The sequence below is a fragment of the Tunturiibacter psychrotolerans genome (genome assembly GCF_051013365.1).
GTDB lineage: Bacteria > Acidobacteriota > Terriglobia > Terriglobales > Acidobacteriaceae > Edaphobacter > Edaphobacter psychrotolerans_A.
This window is the reverse complement of record NZ_CP132941.1, coordinates 2,639,623-2,660,523: the sequence shown is the minus strand read 5'-3', so window position 1 is coordinate 2,660,523 and position 20,901 is coordinate 2,639,623. Positions and strand designations below refer to the sequence as shown.

General features: G+C 55.8%; 17 protein-coding genes. 11 read left to right on the top strand and 6 right to left on the bottom strand.

The genetic code is table 11. The features are described 5' to 3' along the window. The first annotated feature begins 1 nt into the window (after position 1). Positions 2 to 1,927 (top strand): glycoside hydrolase family 2 protein, encoded by a 1,926-nt coding sequence (locus RBB76_RS11235; RefSeq protein WP_429632530.1) that lies wholly within the window; start codon positions 2 to 4, stop codon positions 1,925 to 1,927. A 422-nt stretch (positions 1,928 to 2,349) separates the two neighbouring features. On the opposite strand, the gene RBB76_RS11230 is transcribed toward RBB76_RS11235, so the two are convergent. Then, the gene (locus RBB76_RS11230) at positions 2,350 to 5,952 is read right to left on the bottom strand and encodes a carboxypeptidase regulatory-like domain-containing protein (protein WP_429632528.1); all 3,603 of its coding nucleotides are present in this window, start codon (positions 5,950 to 5,952) and stop codon (positions 2,350 to 2,352) included. 672 nt (positions 5,953 to 6,624) lie between these two features. On the opposite strand from RBB76_RS11230, the gene RBB76_RS11225 reads away from it, so the two are divergent. The 5 genes from RBB76_RS11225 to RBB76_RS11205 all read left to right on the top strand — a co-directional run bounded on the left by RBB76_RS11225 (position 6,625) and on the right by RBB76_RS11205 (position 15,449). Continuing rightward, positions 6,625 to 10,200, top strand: coding sequence for a TonB-dependent receptor domain-containing protein (locus RBB76_RS11225; RefSeq protein ID WP_429632526.1), 3,576 nt, complete (start codon positions 6,625 to 6,627; stop codon positions 10,198 to 10,200). Positions 10,201 to 10,383: 183 nt separating this feature from the next. After that, complete coding sequence (gene gyrA, locus RBB76_RS11220) at positions 10,384 to 13,287, top strand: DNA gyrase subunit A (protein ID WP_429632524.1); 2,904 nt, start codon at positions 10,384 to 10,386, stop codon at positions 13,285 to 13,287. 287 nt (positions 13,288 to 13,574) lie between these two features. After that, positions 13,575 to 14,120, top strand: coding sequence for a hypothetical protein (locus RBB76_RS11215; RefSeq protein WP_429632522.1), 546 nt, complete (start codon positions 13,575 to 13,577; stop codon positions 14,118 to 14,120). A gap of 202 nt (positions 14,121 to 14,322) precedes the next feature. Continuing rightward, positions 14,323 to 14,895 (top strand): hypothetical protein, encoded by a 573-nt coding sequence (locus RBB76_RS11210; protein WP_429632520.1) that lies wholly within the window; start codon positions 14,323 to 14,325, stop codon positions 14,893 to 14,895. Further along, positions 14,892 to 15,449: a hypothetical protein gene (locus RBB76_RS11205; protein ID WP_429632518.1), complete on the top strand. Its 558-nt coding sequence runs from the start codon at positions 14,892 to 14,894 to the stop codon at positions 15,447 to 15,449. The genes RBB76_RS11210 and RBB76_RS11205 overlap by 4 nt, the downstream gene beginning before the upstream one ends. Here the strand turns inward: RBB76_RS11205 and RBB76_RS11200 are convergent. Both RBB76_RS11200 and RBB76_RS11195 read right to left on the bottom strand, forming a co-directional pair. After that, positions 15,420 to 16,094, bottom strand: coding sequence for a hypothetical protein (locus RBB76_RS11200; protein ID WP_429632516.1), 675 nt, complete (start codon positions 16,092 to 16,094; stop codon positions 15,420 to 15,422). The genes RBB76_RS11205 and RBB76_RS11200 overlap by 30 nt on opposite strands. A gap of 78 nt (positions 16,095 to 16,172) precedes the next feature. Then, positions 16,173 to 16,706 carry a hypothetical protein gene (locus RBB76_RS11195; RefSeq protein WP_429632514.1) on the bottom strand — a complete coding sequence of 178 codons (534 nt, stop codon included), beginning with the start codon at positions 16,704 to 16,706 and terminating at the stop codon, positions 16,173 to 16,175. Positions 16,707 to 17,083: 377 nt separating this feature from the next. Between RBB76_RS11195 and RBB76_RS11190 the strand changes: the two genes are divergently transcribed. Further along, on the top strand, positions 17,084 to 17,341 hold the full coding sequence (locus tag RBB76_RS11190; RefSeq protein ID WP_429632512.1) for a DUF3606 domain-containing protein: 258 nt from the start codon (positions 17,084 to 17,086) through the stop codon (positions 17,339 to 17,341). Between the two features lie 90 nt (positions 17,342 to 17,431). Here RBB76_RS11190 and RBB76_RS11185 read toward each other — a convergent pair whose 3' ends face one another. Further along, a complete protein-coding gene (locus RBB76_RS11185; protein WP_429632510.1) occupies positions 17,432 to 17,794 on the bottom strand; it encodes a hypothetical protein in 363 nt (120 codons plus the stop codon). Positions 17,795 to 18,058: 264 nt separating this feature from the next. On the opposite strand from RBB76_RS11185, the gene RBB76_RS11180 reads away from it, so the two are divergent. Further along, positions 18,059 to 18,235, top strand: a complete 177-nt coding sequence (locus tag RBB76_RS11180) for a hypothetical protein (protein ID WP_429632508.1) — start codon at positions 18,059 to 18,061, stop codon at positions 18,233 to 18,235. A gap of 9 nt (positions 18,236 to 18,244) precedes the next feature. Here RBB76_RS11180 and RBB76_RS11175 read toward each other — a convergent pair whose 3' ends face one another. Further along, the gene (locus tag RBB76_RS11175) at positions 18,245 to 18,577 is read right to left on the bottom strand and encodes a CsbD family protein (RefSeq protein ID WP_429632505.1); all 333 of its coding nucleotides are present in this window, start codon (positions 18,575 to 18,577) and stop codon (positions 18,245 to 18,247) included. Between the two features lie 58 nt (positions 18,578 to 18,635). Next, the gene (locus tag RBB76_RS11170; RefSeq protein ID WP_429632503.1) at positions 18,636 to 19,316 is read right to left on the bottom strand and encodes a hypothetical protein; all 681 of its coding nucleotides are present in this window, start codon (positions 19,314 to 19,316) and stop codon (positions 18,636 to 18,638) included. A 225-nt stretch (positions 19,317 to 19,541) separates the two neighbouring features. Between RBB76_RS11170 and RBB76_RS11165 the strand changes: the two genes are divergently transcribed. From RBB76_RS11165 to RBB76_RS11155, 3 genes are read left to right on the top strand one after another with little or no spacing between them, the layout of a single operon-like run. After that, positions 19,542 to 19,898, top strand: coding sequence for a hypothetical protein (locus RBB76_RS11165; RefSeq protein ID WP_429632501.1), 357 nt, complete (start codon positions 19,542 to 19,544; stop codon positions 19,896 to 19,898). A gap of 52 nt (positions 19,899 to 19,950) precedes the next feature. Next, entirely contained in the window at positions 19,951 to 20,352 is a 402-nt protein-coding gene (locus RBB76_RS11160) for a hypothetical protein (RefSeq protein ID WP_429632499.1), read from the top strand. A gap of 33 nt (positions 20,353 to 20,385) precedes the next feature. After that, positions 20,386 to 20,847, top strand: a complete 462-nt coding sequence (locus tag RBB76_RS11155; RefSeq protein ID WP_429632497.1) for a nuclear transport factor 2 family protein — start codon at positions 20,386 to 20,388, stop codon at positions 20,845 to 20,847. The last annotated feature ends 54 nt before the right edge of the window (positions 20,848 to 20,901 follow it).

Below are 20,901 nucleotides of genomic sequence, written 5' to 3'. Positions count from 1 at the left end.
TATGGCTTTCGGAACTCTTTCGGCACACTTGCACAAACCGAGCACCACGACCGGAGAACACCTCATGCAGCAGTCCGCCATCCGCACACTTGTCTTCTCTTTGCTTCTCACAGCGCCCGCGTTTGCCCAGACCCCTCCTCAGAACACCAACCAAACAGGGACTACGCTGCTGGTCGACGTCGACCACCGCCCCGCCATCTCGCTTGATGGCGAATGGCACACCATCATCGACCAGTATTCGACCGGTATCTACACACTGCATCAGGAACTGCGCAAAGATGGCTTTTTCATGAATGCGCCCTTTGACCCGAATGGCAATCCACGGGACTACAACTTCGCCAACGCCCCCACACTTCGTGTTCCTGGCGACTGGAACACGCAACGTCCCGAACTTCTCTACTACGAAGGCCCGATCTGGTATGAGAAGGACTTCCAGTTCACTGCCGCTCCAGACACTCGCACCTTCCTGCACGTCGGCGCCGCCAACTATCGCACCGTTGTCTGGGTAAACACAAAGAAAATCTGTGAGCACGAGGGTGGCTTTACCCCATTTGACTGTGATATCACCGCGGCTCTCCACGACGGCAAAAACTTTGTCGTCCTTTCAGTCGACAGCACTCGCATTGCGGATGGAGTCCCAACGCTCCAGACCGACTGGTGGAACTATGGCGGTCTCACTCGCGATGTCTCACTGGTCACGGTTCCTACTCAGTTTATTGATGACTACGATCTGCATCTGAGCAGGGCCGACCACTCTATCATCGAAGGCTATGTTCACGTTGAAGGCGCGTCTCCGGGCACTCCGGTCACTGTGACGATTCCTGAACTTCAAGCTAAAGTCGAATCCACGGTCGATACGAACTCGCGTGCGGCCATCAGCATCCCTGCGAAGTCTCTCAGCCTCTGGTCGCCCGAGAATCCTAAGCTCTACGCGGTTGAAATCTCTTCAGGCCCCGATAGAATCGAGGATAATATCGGCTTCCGCACGATCGAAACCCGCGGCACCGAGATCCTACTGAACGGACAGCCCGTTTTTCTTCGCGGGATCTCCATTCACGCCGAGGCCCCCTATCGCACCGGCCGAGCCTATTCCGAAAAGGACGTCGAAACTCTTCTGGGTTGGGCGAAAGAACTAGGCTGCAACTACGTCCGCCTAGCGCACTATCCCCACGACGAGCGCATGACGCGAGCCGCGGATCGACTCGGCCTCATGGTCTGGGCGGAGATCCCAGACTACTGGGCCCTGCAGTTCGACAACCCCGCGGTTCTCGCGAAGTCGAAGCAGCAACTCGCTGAGATGATTCGTCGCGACCGCGACAAGGCTTCTATTATTTTGTGGTCGGTTGCTAATGAGACGCCAAACACCGAGGCTCGTACGAGATACCTAACGACGATGGTCGATCTCGCGCATCAGCTTGACCCCACTCGTCTCGTCACCGCCGCGCTTCTCGTTCGCACGGAAAAGACTGCAGCTGGCTCGAACAAGATTGTCGATGACCCGCTTGGCAAAGTGCTTGATGTCATTGGCGTCAACGAGTACATCGGTTGGTATGAGCAACATGCGGAGGGGGCCGATACCACCACGTGGGAGATTCGCTACGACAAGCCTCTGATCATGAGCGAGTGGGGAGGCGATGCAAAAGCCGGTAATCACGCGCCTTCTGGCGATACTCATCCTGCGCTTTGGACTGAGGAGTATCAAGCCGAGATCTATCGTCATCAGATTGCGATGCTGAATAAGATCCCCCAGCTTCGCGGCACAAGCCCCTGGCTTTTGATGGACTTCCGGTCTGCGCGCCGCGTGAATCCGGGGCTGCAGGACAACTTCAACCGCAAAGGTCTTATCTCCGACCAGGGAGTCAAGAAACAGGCATTTTTCGTTCTGCAGAAGGCCTACAAAGACAAAACCCTCGGTAAAGCCGAGTAGGGAAGTTACTTTTGCGGAAAAAATTTCGAAGCCCCGGTCGAGCCGGGGTTTCGCGGTTTTGCGGGCGTTTTTGAGGGGTGTTTTGGGAAAACTGGCTTCGTAGCGGTGGGTTTTTGCTGGTGTAAACGTGGTGGAATGCGTGGTAAACGTGGAGAAAAAACAGTCACTCTGACGCGGCCTAAAAGTACGCCATCAATTTCAAATATTTTTTTGCGGCTTCCCAATCTGGCATTCGCCGTCGACAGGGATTGCATCGCCGTTCCTTCTGGAATCGGGTGTTTCTGCAAACCCGGACAGCTTCGGAGGTTTCCTTCCAACGCGTGCCGCTTCGTTTTAGAAGAGAGAGCCCTGAAGAGATAGACAAAGGTGCAAGAAAAAGGTGGAGACCGAAGTCTCCACCTTTGAGTTAGGACTGTTTCGAGTTAGAAGTTGAACTTGAGCTGGAACTCTGTGGTACGAGGTCCGCCCTGGTCGAAGGTACCGGAGTTACGAGTAGTACGAGCCTGGTTCAACGTTGCTTGATCGGCAGGGCCGTTGTAGTAGCCTCCCGGGACACCGCCTGCTGCATCAGTTGTATTGATCAGTTCTCCAACCGCCTGGCTTACGATGCCGGGGATGGCCTCGAAGTTACTCATGTTGAATACGTTGTAGATGGCAACACCCGGGACGAGGCTCATACCCTCGTGGAGGCGGCCAAGGCGAATCGGGTAGTTGGCGCTGAGATCGAACGTGCGAAGTGCGGCGTTGTTGAGTGGTTTGTTGGGACCAAGCGCAATCGCCTGCTGTACGCCATTTGCGGCATATAGCTGTCCTGGGGTGAAGAGACCGGCGGCAATCAATGCCTGACCTGCGGGCGTTGGAGTACCAGCGGACGTGGCGTTGTAGGTGTTGATCAGCCGGTTGAGACCTGCCCCTTTGATCTCGTGCTCATAAGAGCCAGGACCGGTGCTCGGGACGAGATCTCCGATGGTTCCGTCGCCGTCCACATCGGTTTGGAAGATCTGTCCCGTGTTCCCGGCGGTAGTATCGAGAACGAGGGAGGCGGCAGAGGCGGAGTAGAAGTGACCAATCATCGCGAGGTTCAGCCCGTACTTGATACCGAGACTGCCACCGAAGCTCAACTCGTTGGTGTGATCGAGCGGGGTGCGACCCATGTAGCGGTTGGGATCATCGTTGTCGAATGCCTGAGTTCCAGCGAAGAACTGGTCTCCCGGGTTCGTTCCTGCGTTGACGCCAACGACTTTCGAGAGCGAGTAGGAGATCTGAACGTTGCTGCTCACGATGCCAGGAGCAGGATGCGACTTCTGCTGCTGAAGCACAACCTGAAGTGCATCGTAGCCGGACCGGCCGATGGGAAGGATGAATTTACCCTGTCCGACATTGGGGTTGGTGCCAGGGAACGCTGCTCCCGTGGCGATGGTTTTACCGTTATACGAAGCGGCCGTTGAACCGAGGAAGTTCGTTCCGGAGTCCAGACCGTTGCCTGCGAAGTCGGTTATCTGTGCTCCCTGTCCGGGGTGAACAGTATTGTTGGTTTGTGCGATTGCGCAGTTAATAGCCGCCGACGAAGCGCCTCCGGCGCAACCGAAAGCTGCGGTTGTGGCGGCAATGGCGTTTTGCGCTGCTGCGGTGTTAAGCGTACGCGCCGCGCCGACATGGTTTACGTCCTGCGAGATGGGAATCTTGAGCGTCGCGTTGTGTACATAATCGGCGCTGAACACCACGCCCTTGAAAATTTCGCGCTGAATTCCGCCGTTGAACTGAATCGAGTAGGGGCTGACATACGGTCCGGCGTAGATGCTGTTCGCATAGAGACCGGTGGTACCGATGTACGAAGGATTGACGCCGGCCACGCCCTTTACCGCTGCCTGGTACTCGGCCTTGATGGCGTTGATTTCAGGGGCGGCTAGTCCAATTGGCTCGTTGAGAATCGTGGAGACGGGAGTGCCGTCGGGAGCCGCAGTGACTGAGCCATATCCAGGAAGGGTGATGCTCGAATTTCCAGCAAACGCCAAGCCATAGTTGAAGGCCGGGAAGTCGGATTGAACGGACTCCGTACGGGAGTTGCCAGTGTTGTTGAAGACGCTGCTCTCATAGAAGATGCCGATTCCTCCGCGGAGGGACGTCTTGTGATCTCCGGGGCTGAAGTTGAATCCGAACTGCGGTCCAAAGTTGGCATAGGGCTGATGAGTTTGGACGCCCAAGCCAGCCTGGTACTGGTCGAAGAGCGGGGTATTTCCTGTGCAACCGGAGAATTGCTGAGCTGGCGCTACACTCGAGCAAAGGGGAGTGGCAAGATCCTGATTGGCGCGGTCGGTATCGACGCTCCAGCGGAGACCTGCAGTAAGCGTGAGAGACGACGATGCCTTCCAGGTGTCGGCCACGTAGGCGCCAAAACGCCAGCTGGGTGAAAGACCGCCAGGTAGACCGAAGCCGGGGCGCTCAGAGAAGAGTCCATTGCCGTTGCCGAGGGCGTACAAAGAAGCCACATAGTCGAGTGGGTTGGCCGCATTGCCTCCAGCAGCGAGGTTGCCCGGGGTAGCTGAGATATCCGTGTAGAGGGATGCGCCGTAGAAGGCTGCGAATCCGCCACTAGCAAGGCGGTTCAAGTCGAAGCCGAATTTGAAGGTATGTGAGCTCTTGGTCCAGCTGCCGTCATAACGGAACTGCTTGTCGGTCTGGAAGGTTCCCTGAGGAGCGAGGTAGTTCGGTCCGGCGTTGATGCTGCCGATGAGGGTGACTTGGCCCAAGGTCGGCGACGAGGGGTTGTAGATGGAGCTGCCGAGAGCTGCAGTTCCGTCTTCGAGGAGGTTGTGGAACTTCTCATAGCCTCCACGGAAGGAGTGGGTGAAGTGGCCGGTGGTGAAGTCGGCTCCGCCTACGAGTCCCGGGACGTTGTCGCGGTTCTCATAGACCTGGTAGGGAGCGAGACCGAAGGTGGCGAAGTCGGAGTTGACGCTATAGACGGCGCGGGCGAAGAGGTGGATACCCTTGGGGCCGTTGTAATCGAGACGGGCTGTGCTGAAGTTATCGGTGAATGGAGCAGGGACGAAAGGATACTGCTGGAGGATTGAAGAGAAGACCGGGGCTGCGCCCAGCGCGGCGTCCTGTTCATGCTGGAGAATACGCTCGGCTCCGCCAAAGAAGAAGAGCTTGTCCTTAATGATAGGACCGCCGATGTAGCCACCGAACTGGTTACGCTGGAAGGGAGCCGTAGATCCGCTGATATCGGCAGCGCCTGCACGGGCATCCTGGAAGTTGTAGAAGGCGTTGCCGTGAAATTTGTTGGTTCCTGACTGGGTCGAAACAAGGACCTGACCGGTCGAGGTGACTTCACCCGAGACGTCCTGGGTGGAGCGATTGAGCTGGAACTCCTGGATAGCGCCCGAGGGTACGTTGTAGATGGTCGTTCCGACGGTCTCGTCGGTGATGTCCTGACCGTCAAGCAGAATGCGTGTTGTACGTCCGCCGACGCCGCTGACCGAGATGGCCGAATAGCCTGCTTTGGTGGGATCGAAGGTTTGACCGGACTGGAGAACGACGCCAGGCTGAAGCTGAGCGACGTCGAGAATGTTGCGGCCGTTGACGGGAAGGGCGTCGATCTGCTCGCGGGTGACAACACCGGAGACGCCGATCTGCTCCGTATTGACCTGGAGGGCGCCGGCGTTGACTTCGACCGTTTCAGCAGAGGAACCAAGGGTCAGTTTGAAGTTACCAGGAGTAGCGGTACCGGTACGCACAACCGTGGTCACGGAGAGCTTTTCAAAGCCGGCTCCTGAGACGGTCACCGTATAAGGACCAGGGTTTAGCGGACCGACACTGTAGAAGCCAGCCTTATCGGTGGTGACGGTCTTCGAGACGCCGGTATCGACGGCAAGAATCGTAACCGTGGCGTCAGGCACGTTGGCGCCGGAGGGGTCCGTAATGGAGCCCTGGATCGATCCGCCGTTCACCGAGGTGGCCTGGCCGTAGCTCAACGTCACGGTGGCGAATAGGATCATCAATATCGAAAGAAGCCTTTTCATCTTTATGTGCTCTCCTGGGTCTTGGTCGGAACAATCCCACTGTAGGGGCAATACTGTCGTCGCGACGCTGTTCCTGATGCATATGCATCTTTAGGGCCATTGCAAAGAGAAATTTCTCTCACTCGAAAAGTCAGCTAAACCAAGGATTTTTTTGGCGGCATGTCTGATAAGTCACCCTTTGCGGGGATCCTGTTTTATGGAATAGAGAATTTCTTCTCCCGAAAAATGGATTGACCTAAGTCTTAGCTCATTTCGGGTACGCGCCTTCGTCGAGGTCTCCCTCAACCGATAGCTTGCTCCACAAAAGCACGTTTATTGCCCCATGAAAATATTCTTTTATTCTATGAAAACCATTTTTGATGTGAGGTCCAGCTCTTCCTAGCTGCAAGTTGCGGCAGGTTGCCGCACACATTTCGGAGGGCGTCAACTGTCAAGTGTTGATCGATCAAGAAATGGATGGTCCTTGGCTGGCGATTCGCCGAATGCATATTTTGAAATACAGATTTTCATAGAGGTTTAACCGGCATTCATGCTAACTGTCCTGTTTCTTTAGCGGCGGGTCGATGACAATTTGGCACTCCACTTGCTTATAAGGGAAGTATCCCCCTCCCTGCGCGCTTGATCCGCGTCGCTTTCCCATCGTAATAAGACCCCTAATGGAGCCATATACAGTTGAAAAGCAATGAGTTTCACGAATCGCATCCTTTTGCGAAATGGATATCCATTTTCGTAATTGCTCTCTTCGCCCTCTTTTTAACCGCACCCGCTGCAATCGCTCAATCTTCCGGCGAGGTTGCAGGCACGGTCACGGATGCAACCGGCGCAATTATCTCTGGCGCCACGGTCACTCTCAAAAACCTGGCTACGAATGCCGAGCGTCAGGTCAAGAGTGACTCTGCCGGTATCTATGCTTTTACCAACGTGCAGCCGGCGCAATACACGGTGACGGCGACCAGTTCGGGCTTTGGAACGACAAAGACCGACATCGTGGTGGCGATCGGAGGTCATGTTACGGCCGATGAAAAACTGCAGGTCAGCAATAATGCGGTCACGATCGACGTTGCGGCGACCCAAAACGCCCAGGTGAACACTCAAACCCCCGAAGTCTCGCAGGTGATCGACCAGCAGGAGATCTCGCAGCTGCCGTCGCTTACCCGCAATCCTTATGACTTCGTCGCTCTCTCGGGCAACATCTCGTCCGGTGATAATACGGCGGCGGGCGGGGTTCAGAATGGAGCAAACCGCGGCGTCAACTTCTCGCTCAACGGCCAGCGCAACTCAGGTACGGAGATCCTTCTGGACGGTGTTGAGAACATTACCGTCTTCGGAGATTCGGTTGGCATCATCGTGCCGATCGACTCTGTTCAGGAGTATCGCGTCATCACAAACAACTTCGGCGCGGAGTATGGACGTGCGTCCGGCGGCGTCGTTGCCGTGGCGACCAAGAGCGGTACCAACTCTTTTCATGGTTCTGCCTGGGAGTTCAATCGTCTGGGCGCAACGACCTCTAACACCGTGGCGAATGCGCAGCAGGGGAACCCGAAGGGCAACTACACCCGCAACCAGTTTGGCGGTGCGGTTGGTGGCCCGATTCTTAAGGATAAGCTCTTCTTCTTCGCCTCAACAGAGTTGACTCGTGTCCGTAGCTCGGCGAATCAGATTGCGGTCGTTCCGACGAGCCAGTTGCTCGCAGCTGCTCCCGCGAACGTTCAGAGCTTCTTCTCAACCTACGGCGGCAATCAGAACTTTAACGTTCTGAGCACTACCACAAACCTTCAAGCTGGCAAGCCTGCGACTGCTACGACCCCGGCCACGCCGTTGTATCCGACCCTGGATCCAGGCCTGCCGATCTTCGCTAACATTGGATATGCTTCGCCGAACGACGCTGGCGGCGGAGTTCCACAGAACACGTATAACGTCACTGGCCGTCTTGACTACAACCTCGGTGAGAAGACTCAGGCGTTCTTCCGCTACGTCAACTATCACGAAGTGGACGAGCTTGGCTCTGCGGTTGGCTCTTCGACTCCGTATGCGCAGTACAACGTCGGCACCTCAAACATCGGTCAGGCTTACCTTCTCAGCGTAGCGCACGAGTTCAACCCTGCTCTGTCTACTGTGACCAAGGCCAGCTTCGCTCGTCTCAACGTCAGCAATACCTACGACACTTCGCTCCAGCAGACGCCGACACTGATCGTGGCGCCAAACGCCAAGGATCCGTTCACGCAGAACAGCTTCCAGTTCCCTGGCTTCTATGACACCAATCCTGGGAATGGCGGTCTGCCTTTCGGCGGACCTCAGAACACTGTGCAGATCAACCAGGATGTGAACCTGACCAAGGGTCGCCATCAGATACAGGGCGGCGCTCAGATACTTTACATCCAGGAAAACAGTGCCTACGGTGCATACGCTCAAGCCAACGAGCAGCTTGGAAATAACACGCAGAGCGGACTCAATAACTTTTTGACCGGAAACCTCTTTGAGTTTCAGGCAGCAGTGAATCCTCAGGGCGCAGTTCCTTGCGCACGTAATCCCTACACCAGCGTGCTTGCGCAGAACGCGGGTTGCACGATCAACCTGCCGGCTACCCAGCCGCAGTTTGCCCGCTCTGATCGCTTTCATGATTGGGCAGCCTATGTGCAGGACCAGTGGAAGGTTACTCCGAAGTTTACCTTCAACTATGGTTTGCGGTACGAGTACTACGGCGTTCAACACAACAACAACAGGAACCTCGATTCCAACTTCTACTATGGACCGGGCAGCAGCATTCCTGAACAGGTCCGCAGTGGTCAGGTACTTACCACTCCCAACAGCCCGATCGGGGGACTCTGGAATCCGCAGTACGGTACTGCGTCGCCGCGCATCGGATTTGCCTATGACCTCTTCGGAGACGGCAAGACTGCAATTCGTGGAGGCTATGGCATCTCGTACGAGCGCAACTTCGGCAACGTCACCTTCAACGTTATTCAGAACCCACCAAACTACGGGGTCGTTGTAATTCAAAAGTCGGGGACGCTGAACCCGGTCGTCACCAACTCAAACTCTGGTCCGCTCGCAGGTTCCGGCACGTCAGTTCCGCTGCCTCCAGTCAGCCTTCGGCATGTAGATCAGAACATCCGTACCGCTCAAACGCAGTTCTATTCGCTCTCACTCGATCAGCAGATCGGTCTTAGCGTAGTTGAGCTGACTTACAACGGTGCACGTGGTATCCACCTATACGACATCAAAAACTACAACATCCCTGGCAGCGGAAACTTCTATCTGGGCGATCCGATTAAGGATCCTGTCTCCGGGAACTCTGCTCTCACTTACGTCAATCCACAATATACAAACGACAACAATCGCGGATCGAACGGCGACTCTTACTACCAGGCTGCTAACCTCCAATTCACAACTCAGGACATCCATCACACTGGTTTGTCTCTGGTTGCGAACTACACGGTTGCGCATGCCACGGACGATTTGAGCACAACCTTCTCTGAGACCTCGGCTGGCAACTTCTCGCTCGGCTACACGAATCCGTACAACCCAGCGCTTGACCACGGCAATAGCGACTTTGACATTCGTCAGCGTATCGTGATCGCCCCAATCTGGCGCACGCCTTACTTTGCCAAGAAGACTACCCTTCTCGGCGAACTGCTCGGGGGTTACGAGTTGACCGGTATCTTCACTGCTCGCACAGGGACGCCGTTCACTCTTTACGACTCCACCAACGACAATTCGGGCTACAGCATTCCTCGCTACACGCCCTCTACGCCAGTCACACAACATACCTTCAAGTCGATTCCGAAGGGCGTGACCGGCGGCGGAGCCAACAACTATCAGATCGGCGCACTGCCTACAGCAGTCCCGATCTCTAATCCGGCACTCCTCGGGATCTCTGACTTCGGTCCGTATCCCGCGGCGATGACGGCTCGCAACGCTTTCCGTGGTCCCGGCGCGTATAACTTCAACGTGTCGATCTCGAAGCAGTTCCCCATCCACGAGGGTGTCAACCTCGAACTGAGGGCCGAGGGCTACGACGTGACCAACCATCACAACCTCTACATCCAGGGAGCTTCGCTGGACGTGGCGCAATCGGGTACAGACGCCGACGCACCCTACGGTGCAGGTGCAACTGATCCTCAAACCGCAGGCAGCCCGTACGCCGCCGGAACCACCTATCCTGTTCTCGCCTCCAAGGGCGGTGTAACAGGCGGTGCAAACGATGAGCGTCGCTTCCTGCAGTTCGCCGGGAAGATCAACTTCTAAACCAATTGCAGCACCTTACCAAGGGACAGGCCCATAAGCCTGTCCCTTTTTTGTTGCCCAAAGAATTTGACCGCTCGATGACCTCTAAGTCCCGCATTTTCTGCGTCTAGCTGATGTCCAAGATTTGGTTCCTGGGGAGCGGCTTTACCCAGCCAAATCAAGCATTTATCATGGTAGTACACCATGGCTGACGATCTGTTTCCGCAGGACCCGAAGAACCCCAACGCACCCTCCCCGCAGGACGCTAATTCAAATAACCCGCCCCCGGCCGGATCTCCTCCCGACGGCTCGACCGTTCAGGGCCGCGGCGCCGCGTTCATGCTCTCTATCAATATTGAAGAGGAGATGCGGAGATCGTATCTCGACTACTCGATGTCGGTCATCATTGGCCGAGCTCTGCCCGATGTCCGCGATGGCCTGAAGCCCGTTCATCGCCGCATCCTCTACGGCATGCAGGAGATGGGTCTTCAGTTCAATAAGAAATACACCAAGTCGGCCAAGGTCGTGGGACACGTTATGGGTAACTACCATCCTCACGGCGACTCGGCGATCTACGACACCATGGTGCGGCTCGCGCAGCCATTTTCTCTTCGCTATCTATTAGTAGATGGCCAGGGAAACTTCGGCTCGGTCGATGGCGATTCCGCTGCGGCGATGCGTTATACCGAATCGCGCCTGACGCGGCTCGCTGGTGAGATGCTCGCCGATATCGACTACGACACGGTCGATTTTTCGCCTAATTACGACGAGTCTTCGCTCGAGCCTACTGTTCTGCCGGCGCGCATTCCGAACCTAATCGTCAATGGCAGCTCGGGTATTGCTGTCGGCATGGCGACGAACATTCCGCCACACAATCTCACGGAGATCGTGAACGCGTGCATCTCGCTGCTGCAGAAGTCTCCGCAGGATCACCGGCCTGATCTTGACCTGGTGCTCGAGCATGTCCTCGGCCCCGACTTTCCTACTGGCGGCTATCTCTTCGGCAAGACGAATATCCCGAATGCTTACCGCACAGGCCGCGGGCGCTTCATGATGCGCGCCAAGTGCAGCATCGAAAACATCTCCGGCGGGCGTCAGGCGATCATCGTTACCGAGATTCCGTATCAGGTTAATAAGTCGAAGCTTATCGAACGCATCGCAGAACTGGTCAATGAGGGTGTTATTACTGACATCGCTCGCGATGAGTTCCGTGATGAATCTGATCGCGATGGAATGCGTATCGTCATTGGACTGAAGCGCGGTGCAGAGAGCCAAATTGTTCTGAATCAGCTGCACAAACATACGCAGATGCAGGAATCGTTCTCGATGATCTTCCTGGCTGTTCATAACGGTCAGCCAAAGGAACTGCCGCTCGATCAGGCGATTCGCGCCTTCCTTGATCATCGTACTGAAGTCGTTCGTCGCCGGACTGCGTTTCTACTTGCGAAGGCCCGCGACCGCGAACACATTCTGCTCGGTTACCAGATCGCGCTCGACCACCTCGACAATGTCATCAAGATCATTCGTCAGTCTTCGAGCCGAGCCGACGCCCGCGAGAATCTGTTCTCTTACTTCTCGAACAAACGTATCAACCTTCGCGGAACTGAGCTTCGCGGTGTCACGCTCGACCCTGCTAAATACGGCGTCGACATGACGTTTAGCACCACCGGGACACTGATTCTCAGCTACAAGCAGATTGACGCTATCCTCGAACTGCAGCTGTACCGCCTGACTCAGCTCTCGATCGACGAGCTTCTGAAGGAACTGGCTGAAGTCCGTGACAACATTACGGAGTTTGAGTCGATTCTTGCTTCGCCTGCGAAGTTGCGCAAGGTGATCGTCAAAGAGCTGACCGAGATCCGCGACAAGTACGGGGATGCTCGCCGGACGCAGATCATTGATGAGACCGCCGAACTCCAGCTAGAAGACCTCATCACGGATGAGCAGGTTGCGGTGACGGTGTCGAATACAGGTTATCTGAAGCGCACGCCTATCTCAATTTATAGACAGCAGCGTCGCGGAGGTACTGGGCGTCTCGGCATGAAGACGCGCGAAGAGGACTTCGTCGCGCAGCTGATCATCGACTCTACGCACGCCTATCTGCTGTGCTTCACCAACTCCGGGCGCGTGTACTGGCTGAAGGTGTATGAGGTTCCGGATGTTGGCGCTGCGGGTAAGGGCAAGGCGATGGCTTCGCTTGTTGCTCTGCAACCGGGGGAGAAGGTTGTTACCATTCTTCCGGTTAGGGATCTAGAAGAAGACAACAAGTACATCTTGTTTGCGACGCGTAATGGAACCGTCAAGAAGACTGCTTTGAAAGACTTTTCGAATGTGATGGCGCGAGGGATTATCGCTATCAACATTGAGAAGGATGATGAGTTGATCATCGCGCGAGTTACCGATGGCGAGCAGGTGATCTTCCTGGCTACGCATGACGGTATGGCTATCCGATTCAATGAGCAGGACTTACGTCCGATGGGGCGGCCGGCTACCGGGAATCGTGGCATCACGTTGAAGAAGGGCGACTATGTGATTGGGGCGGCGGTTACGCCTTCGAACGAGGCGCGGAACAAGGCCCGGCTGGAACGTGCTGCTCAGAAGGGGCTTACGGATCAGGTGGAGGCCGCGATCGATGAGGCTACCGAGTCTACTGAGGGGCAGCCGCTGGAACTTGCTGAGCCTGGGGAACTTGCGGCACCGGTGGCTTCTGCGGAAGTGGCGGCGAAGCTCGAAAAGCTTGATAAACAGCTGGGTTTGACGCCTTGCCTGGTTTTGACGGTGAGTGAGAATGGGTTTGGGAAGAGGACGGATGTTGACCAATATCGCCTGCAGTCGCGGGGTGGTAAGGGCGTGATCAACATGAAGACTACGCCCAAGATTGGCAAGGTTACGAGCATTCAGTTGGTGGATGACACGACGGAGATGATGGTGATCAGCCAGTTTGGAAAGATCATTCGCATTGATACCAAGAGTGTTAGGTCCGCTGGAAGAAGTACGCAGGGGGTCAAGCTGCTGGATCTTGAGGATCAGGATAAGGTGGCGGCTGCTGTGGTGATTCCTCCGGAGGAGGCTAAGACCTTGCCGGAAGAAGGAACTTTGCTGCAGTAGTTTTGTAATTTTATTTTGTGGGTGGACGTGCCCGTTTTTGCTGGGGTTTTTGGCAAAAACGGGCATTTCTTCGTGGTGTTTTGGTGGTGAGAACGTGGTGGATTGCGTGGTGAACGTGGTGTTTAAGCAGTCAGCTTTTGGGGCTTAAAAAATGCGCCAGGTTTTGCGGATTTATTTTTGATTGTTCCCTTTTTGGGAATGGGGTTGGGGTGGGGCTGCTATTCTTCTCTCGATTCGCTGTCGCGCGCGCCCTGTGGTGATCGGGTTTGCCGCACAGGAGAACTCCCATGAGCGACAACGAGAAGGCAAAGGTTGGCTTCAAACAGAAGGCCAAGCATGAGTTTGTGGAGTTCGTAGTGATCGCCGCATATCTGGCGATCTTCTTCTGCGCGCTCGTGACCTACACGATGCTGCTGCTGAAGAAGTACGACGTCGACAACGACGTTCTGAACTACAGCTTTGCGCTGATCAATGCGCTTGTGATCGGCAAGGTGATTCTTATTGGGGAGATGCTGCATGTGGGCAGGGGTTATGAGAAGAGGCCGTTGTACCAGTCTATTCTGCTGAAGTCCTTGATCTTCGCGGCGCTTGTGCTTGTCTTCCATATCCTCGAAGAGTTCGTGAAGCGGCTGATTAAGGGTGAGCCGTCGGGGACGGTTATGCACGGTCTCCACTGGACGGATATGGTTGCGCGGGCGCTGGTGATCTTTTGCGCGTTCGTTCCTCTGTTTGGATTCAGGGAACTTCGCCGGGTGCTGGGCGAGGAGAAGCTTCATGCGTTGTTGATGGGTCGTGGAGTTGTCGAAGGGGCGAAGTCTCCTGCGGGAAACTGACTGACCTCGCTTTTCTTGCTGCTAACAATCTTTCCTCACAAATCGCTCTTCGGTGGTGGGCCATTGCGTTGTCCGCGAAGTTGACGCTTGTTTTCGCAGGAATGACGGGGGCTTTCGCGCTACCAACAATCCACAGATGACCGCACGTCAGCACAACGCGGTGCGGTATTGCCTGCATCAAGGGATGCAAAGGGGGTGAAGTATGGACCCAAGAGCTATGGACCCGAAGGTATTGATTGCGATTGTTGCTGTGGTGGCTTTGCTGGTGATTGTCGCGGTGGTTTTGTATAACCGGCGCAACAGTTCGGCACGGCTGAAGGAGAAGTTTGGACCGGAGTATGACCGGGTTGTAAGGCAGCAGGGGGATCCCAAGCTGGCTGAAAACGTTCTCGTAGAGCGCGAGAAGCGTGTGTCTGCGCTGAAGCTGCGTGAGCTGCCGACTGCCGACCGCGACCGGTATCTGCGTCAGTGGACCTTCGTCCAGAAGCAGTTTGTGGACGATCCCAGAGGCGCGGTGAACGAGGCGGATCGGTTGGTGACGGACGTGATGAACTCGCGTGGCTATCCGATGAGTGAGTTCGATCGGCGCGCCGAGGATATCTCGGTTCATTATCCCGAGACGGTCGGCAACTACCGGAATGCACATGAGATTGTTCTGCGCCATGCGAAGGGCCAGTCTACGACTGAGGACCTGCGACGAGCCATGGTGCACTTTCGTTCCCTGTTTGACGAGTTACTGGGCGTGACGGCCGCGACCCATAAGGAGGTAGCATGATTGGCGATCGTGATGATGCGAGACTGACGGCAGATGAAGTGGCGAACCGGGTGACGGGCTCTGAAAGAAGGATCTATCCGGCGGAGACTTCAACGGAGGTCATCGACGATCGCCGCGATGATCTTGTACGCGATGGGCGAGTTGTTGACGAGGATTGGCGAACTACGGATGGTGCGGTTATTGGGGAGCCAAGAATTGTTGGAAGGACAGACGATAGGTATGGCGAGAGGGCGGCTGCAGGACAGACAACTGCAGCGGTCGACTCTACGCTGGGATCTGATCAGCCGGGACAACTGTTCCCGGCGGGAGAGCTGAGCGATCTTCGCGCCAAGTGGGATAAGGCTCAGATTAGTTTTGTGGACGAGCCGCGGACTGCTGTGAAACAGGCGGATGAGCTTGTCGCTACTTTGGTGACGCGAATCTCGGAGCAGTTCAGCGCGACGCGCACGGAGCTTGAACACCAGTGGGATCGCGGGGATAACGTGTCTACCGAAGATTTAAGACAGGCGTTGCGGCGATATCGCTCATTCTTTGATCGGCTTCTGGCGTTCTAAGCCCTCCAGGCTGTTTAAAAGCCCTACCGACAACGAGTTGTAGTCGGTAGGACTAGTCCATTCTGATGGCCGGGTCCGATTAAGCGGTCTTATTTTTTTCGATTGGAGTCTTGGGGAGAACACGTTCAGCAGTTCCGAGCGTGTCTTCTTTAGCAGTCTCACGCTGCATGACCCTTCATGTAAGAAATAGAAGGTTAAGGCCCCTACAATAGAAATTGAGAGTAGCTTCATCGTGAGGCTGATTGGTGTGCAGAAAATTCCGCCTGCGGTGATCACGCTACCGAACCCCATACCGAACTCAAACTTCATACGTAAAACGACTGTTCCGATATACCGAAGCCCGATCGGTTGAGGATCGAACGCTAAAGCGAGATAGTCGTACCAGTCGGAATCGTCGGAACCTTGACCTTCGCATATTCTCTCTGCTCTTGCGCCTAAATCCTCAAGGATAATTCCTAACGCTGTCGCCGTAATTACAAACACTAATCCGGAACCGTTCTTATGTTTACTTGCGAATACCCAACTAGTTGGGTAATGAAGAAACATTGCAACCGTCCACGCTGTCAAAGCCCAAAATCCAGGAATAACGAGGGTGACGATTGGCTTGAAAACTTCTGCCGCAAATCCCGCCAGTAGCTCTTTCATTTTGACCCCAATCGTGTGGTGATTGCCGAAACAAGGTGCGTGGTTTCGCTTCTAGCGACGATTAGTAATTGATCCACGTTAGGGAATTTGTGCATACCAGTGAAATTTTTGGTCGGTCTGCTTTCGCGCGATGACAGGGAAAACCCTACTAAACGAATGAGGGATTAGAGGGAGGCGATACTCCACGACAATGGCGCCATCTGCAGACAACATGTAGGGTTGATTACCCCAGATATCATTTAGACCAAACTCGATTTCGTCGTCATGATTTAAGGATTTAGGCGCCCAAGTGTTAGTTAACCGAATCATATTTTTGTCGCCAAGAACCTTTGACGGATTGGAAGGATCACCGAACGTCATCTCGTGCAGCTCCCACAATGGCCGCACTCTAAGAAGGGGTATAAATCCGGTATTTGTAATTGTGACTGACGCTGACATCGCGTTTTCCGGATCAACAGGCTCCGAGACAATGATGGTCATGCGCGGCCAAATCGCGATCAGGGATGCGACTATGCCGAGGGTTCCACCCGCCCATCCAACGATTTTGCCAATCGTCAGATCGGTCCTCATCTCGATTTTCTTCGCCTTTTTTTTGACGAGGTGATTTGACATTCTTTATTCCGTGGCCCGGGATATTTGGGATCTGTCCGCAAAGCTTTGGCTGGACCAGGAGTTGCTATCGGTTATGTAGACGCGGGGTTTGTCTTGATCGCTTGCAGGTGCAACGGGCGCTGCACTTTGTTGTGCTAGGGCGGAAATGCCGAATCCAGAAAGAACCAAAACAAGTGAAGCAAGGGGGTAACGCATATTTTTTCGTACGACCTGATCTCAGTAAGTGAAAGTCATTACGGAAGCTACGCTGTCTCCACTCAGAAGACAAGTAACACCTTCGTAACTTTGCTACTAAAGTCGCAGACGATTCGGTCTAGATGGGCGTGCGTCACCACTTCGGCATCTAATCTGGTGAACACGAAAAGGGGAATGAATCCATGTCTCATCCAGATCCTGCACGGCCGCACGAGCATGAAGAAGTTGAGAAGTCGAAAGCACGTGCCCCTCATACGGAGCACGTCGAGCCGGAGAAAGGCCCGCATGATCCGAAGGAGATTAATCCTAAGATGTCGTCCGATATTCATTACTGGGCGAAGGAGTTTGGTGTGACGGGCGATCAGCTGCATGAGGCGATCCGCGTGCATGGTACGCATGTGGAGAAGGTTCGCGCTGCGCTGCAGCATCACAAGAGCTAACCGAAAACAGAGATGCCCGCTATCGTGACTGATGCATCGTCAGGATAGCGGGCATTGTTTTGTTTCTTGAGTTGTCGTACTGCGCGAGTGCTATTGGCCCTTGTAGGCGTTGGTGTAGCCCTTCACGAAGGCTTCACGAAACTCGGTCTTGAACGCGTCTTTGTCCATCCCCTTCGGGATCTTCGCGTGGGCATAGGCCTTGTTGTCCGTGGGCTTGAACGACTGGCCACGCGATAGGTCGGCCTGACCCTGGTTGAAGCCTGCAGCATAACCTTGACGAGCCACCATGTTGGGGGTGCCGTTCTCGGGATAAGCCATATCGTAGCCGCGAGGCGCAGACCAACTGTTCACATCGCTGTCTTGCTGGACTTGTGCGAGCCCAGCGGGCACAACGCTGAGAGAAAGCACGCCGGCAAGCATGAGATGCGCCCAAGCGTTTTTGCGAAAGATCATAAGAACCTCCAGATGGGCAGCCTTACAGCACCACCTCACCTGATAGGTACGACTCTGTATGGATCGGCGGAGTTGCCCTGCTCACTACTTCGAAGACAAATACAGGGATCGCTCCCGTTCGGCTTCGCTCAGGGACAGGATGACGACATGGGGAGGGTTGCGACGTTTATCAACCTGTGAGGACAGGGCTTTGCGCGAGTGCCAACTTGGTTTTCTTGAGAGGGGGAGAGCGATAAGAAGACGATCGACGGGGTGAACTGCGTGATGATTGAGCCGGATATGGACTACTACCGCGATCCGGCGGCACACGTGATCCTGGAGGTGGTGCCGAATGCGCTGACGCACTCGTTGACCGAACCGGTACAGGTGTATGTGCTGCGCTGGATCGCGGGGCAGACGGCGGGGATTCCGGAGTTTGCGCCGCTGTATACGATTACTTAGCGGGGCGGGTTAGCGGTTGAGGTCGTGGATGGTTTGGCCGACGGCCTGGCCGACTTTTCCGGCGGCGTCCTTCACGTTTCCGACGATGCGGTCGGCGGTGCCCTCGTCGGCGAGGTCCTGGTTGCCGGTGAGATTGCCGACGCCCTGCTTGATGGCTCCGGCGACGGAGGTGGCTTTGCCTTTGACTTGTTGTTTGGTGCCCCAGGCGAATGTCTTATGGGCTGCGTCGGCCAGGTTGTCGTCGACGGTTTCATAGGCGGGCTGCGGCTCACTGGTTAAGACTGCGTAGGCGACGATGGCACCAATTCCGATACCGGCGAGAATCCAAGGAAAACCCTTCATGGCAAAAACCTCCACGCCGTAAGATGCAATTTGTTGCGGGTTGGTGTGAGGAAAAAACTCAGCGGGTGGAAGGGGCGGTGCTGCTGGCGCTGCGGAGGGGCTGGAGGTCCTGGTCGAGCATGCCGGCGAGGTCGGTGGCGAGGCCGGCGCCCTTTGCGTCGGTGTAGGTGCCGAGGGTGCCCTTGAGCTCGACGTCGGTTTTCTTGCCGGCGATCTCTTCGGTGCAGGGGGTGGCGGTGAGGTAGGAGGCGGTGAAGCCGATGGTGCGCTTGGCTGTGGTCTGCTCCTGGATGACGACGTGGAGGGCGCGGTCGGCGGCGGCGGAGGTATCGACGATGAGGACGCCGGTGAGGGAGCTGATGGCGTGGAGGATCTGGCCGGCGATGGCGCCGGTGGAGTCATCGCCGGCGACGGTAACCAGGACGTGGATCTGGCCGACGGGGGCGGTTCCGCTGGCTGGGCAGACGAGCCAATGCTTTTTGGGGTCGGGCCTGGCGGAGGCCATGAGGTTTGCGAGTTGAGGCTGGGTGAGCTTGTTGAGGCCGTCGGCTTTGAAGTCGTCGGAAGAGATGCCGAGGGCCTTCTGGACGTCGGGCGACCAGACTGCCATGGTTGTTTTGGCGGAGGGTCTGGGCTTGTGCGGGGCGGGTGTGGGGGCGGTTTGCGCTGGTGTGGGCGCGGCGGCGAGCGCGGTCGCTATGACCAGGACACCCGATATGTTGCCAATCAATTTCTTCACTGATCCTCCAATCCCGCTGTTTGAAAGCTACCGTAAGAAGAGACGTTTCGGGACGGTAAATGGTCGAAATCTATTGGAACTGTTTCTATTTTTGGCGATGGTGGGGACCTAAGCCCACGGGGAGCGGGGTTTAGCGAATCAAAGCCTGAATGAAATGATTTCGCGGACGCCGTAGAAAGATCCGGCATCTAATCTGGAATGACCAAGATAAGAAATGCGGTCCTAATGGCTCCTCTGCTTATCGCGACTGGCATGGTTCCGGGATTTGGGACTGCCGGTTATGCGCAGCGTAACAACAACAACAGCGCCTACTACAACGGAGTGCGCCAAGGCGGCCGTGGCGGCAACTACTATAACGATCGCGACCGTCACTACCATGACGACCACTACCGCAACAATCAGGGCGGTATCGGACCGGGCAAGGGCGCGCTGATTGGCGCGGGCGGCGGTGCGGTGCTTGGGGCGGTGTTCGGTGGCGGACTCAAGGGAACCATCATCGGCGGTGCAGCCGGCGCTGGTATTGGGGCTGTCGTGGGACAGGCGGCACAGAATAATCGCGACAATCGTTATAACCGCTACTAGACACGATCACCGCAACTAGATTCTTCAACTACGAACGTAAAGGACGACTCCAATGCGCATGATCCATCGCCTCGCTCTTTGTTTCGCTCTGGCCTCTGCGGCTACGCTGACTGCGTCGGCTCAACAGCCTGCGGCGCCCACGATCACACCCTCGGCTGCGGCGGACTCCACCGCCAACCACACCTGGAATACGGAACAGATACTTACCTGCACGGTGTCGGACTGCTGGCAGCTTGCCGGCAAGAATGAAGCCACCTTCTTTGACATCATTCAACAGCTTGCCGGAATCTCGGCGCAGGTGCGCGGGCTGACTTTGCCTGATAGCGCGGAGGCCGGCAAACGCACCGGCGAATATATCAAGGCCAAAGCGAAGACCGATCACGGACAGCTGCTCTATGCGATCGTCGACGCCGCCGTGCGGCATGTCGGTACGAGACCCGCTGCCACCAACTAACGCCCGCCACAAAAGAGGGAGGCAGACGCTAACATGGTTGCCATGCGTCTCCTCCCTGTCGTCCTCGCCTCACTCCTTGCTTCGAGCACGTTTGCTCAGACACCTGCAGCACAGTTGCCTGCTCCGGTGGACATCGTGAAGCTGGAACAAAATCTTTGGACCACCATGGCTGAAGGCGACTTCGCGACTGTGCGGGGTCTCTTCACGACAGACTTCATTCAGGTCGACGAGCATATTCAGGCTCTGGATACGCTTCTGATCACGCTGAAGCACTGCAAGCTGGAGTCTTACGAACTGCGTGATCTGCAGGTTCGCATTTTGACCCCGGACTCGGCGCTTACCGCGTATCACGTGCTGAACACCTTCAACTGCGGTACGGAACACAACCCCACTCTGAAGATCAATGACAACAACTCTGTCACTGTCTGGGTGCGTCAGCCCAAGAGCGGGAGGTGGCTGGCACAGGTTCACACGGAGACACCTGCGAAGCCTTGATCTCGGCATGGATGCGGGCTCAGTCGGGATGCAAATTTCAGGAATTTGGCATAC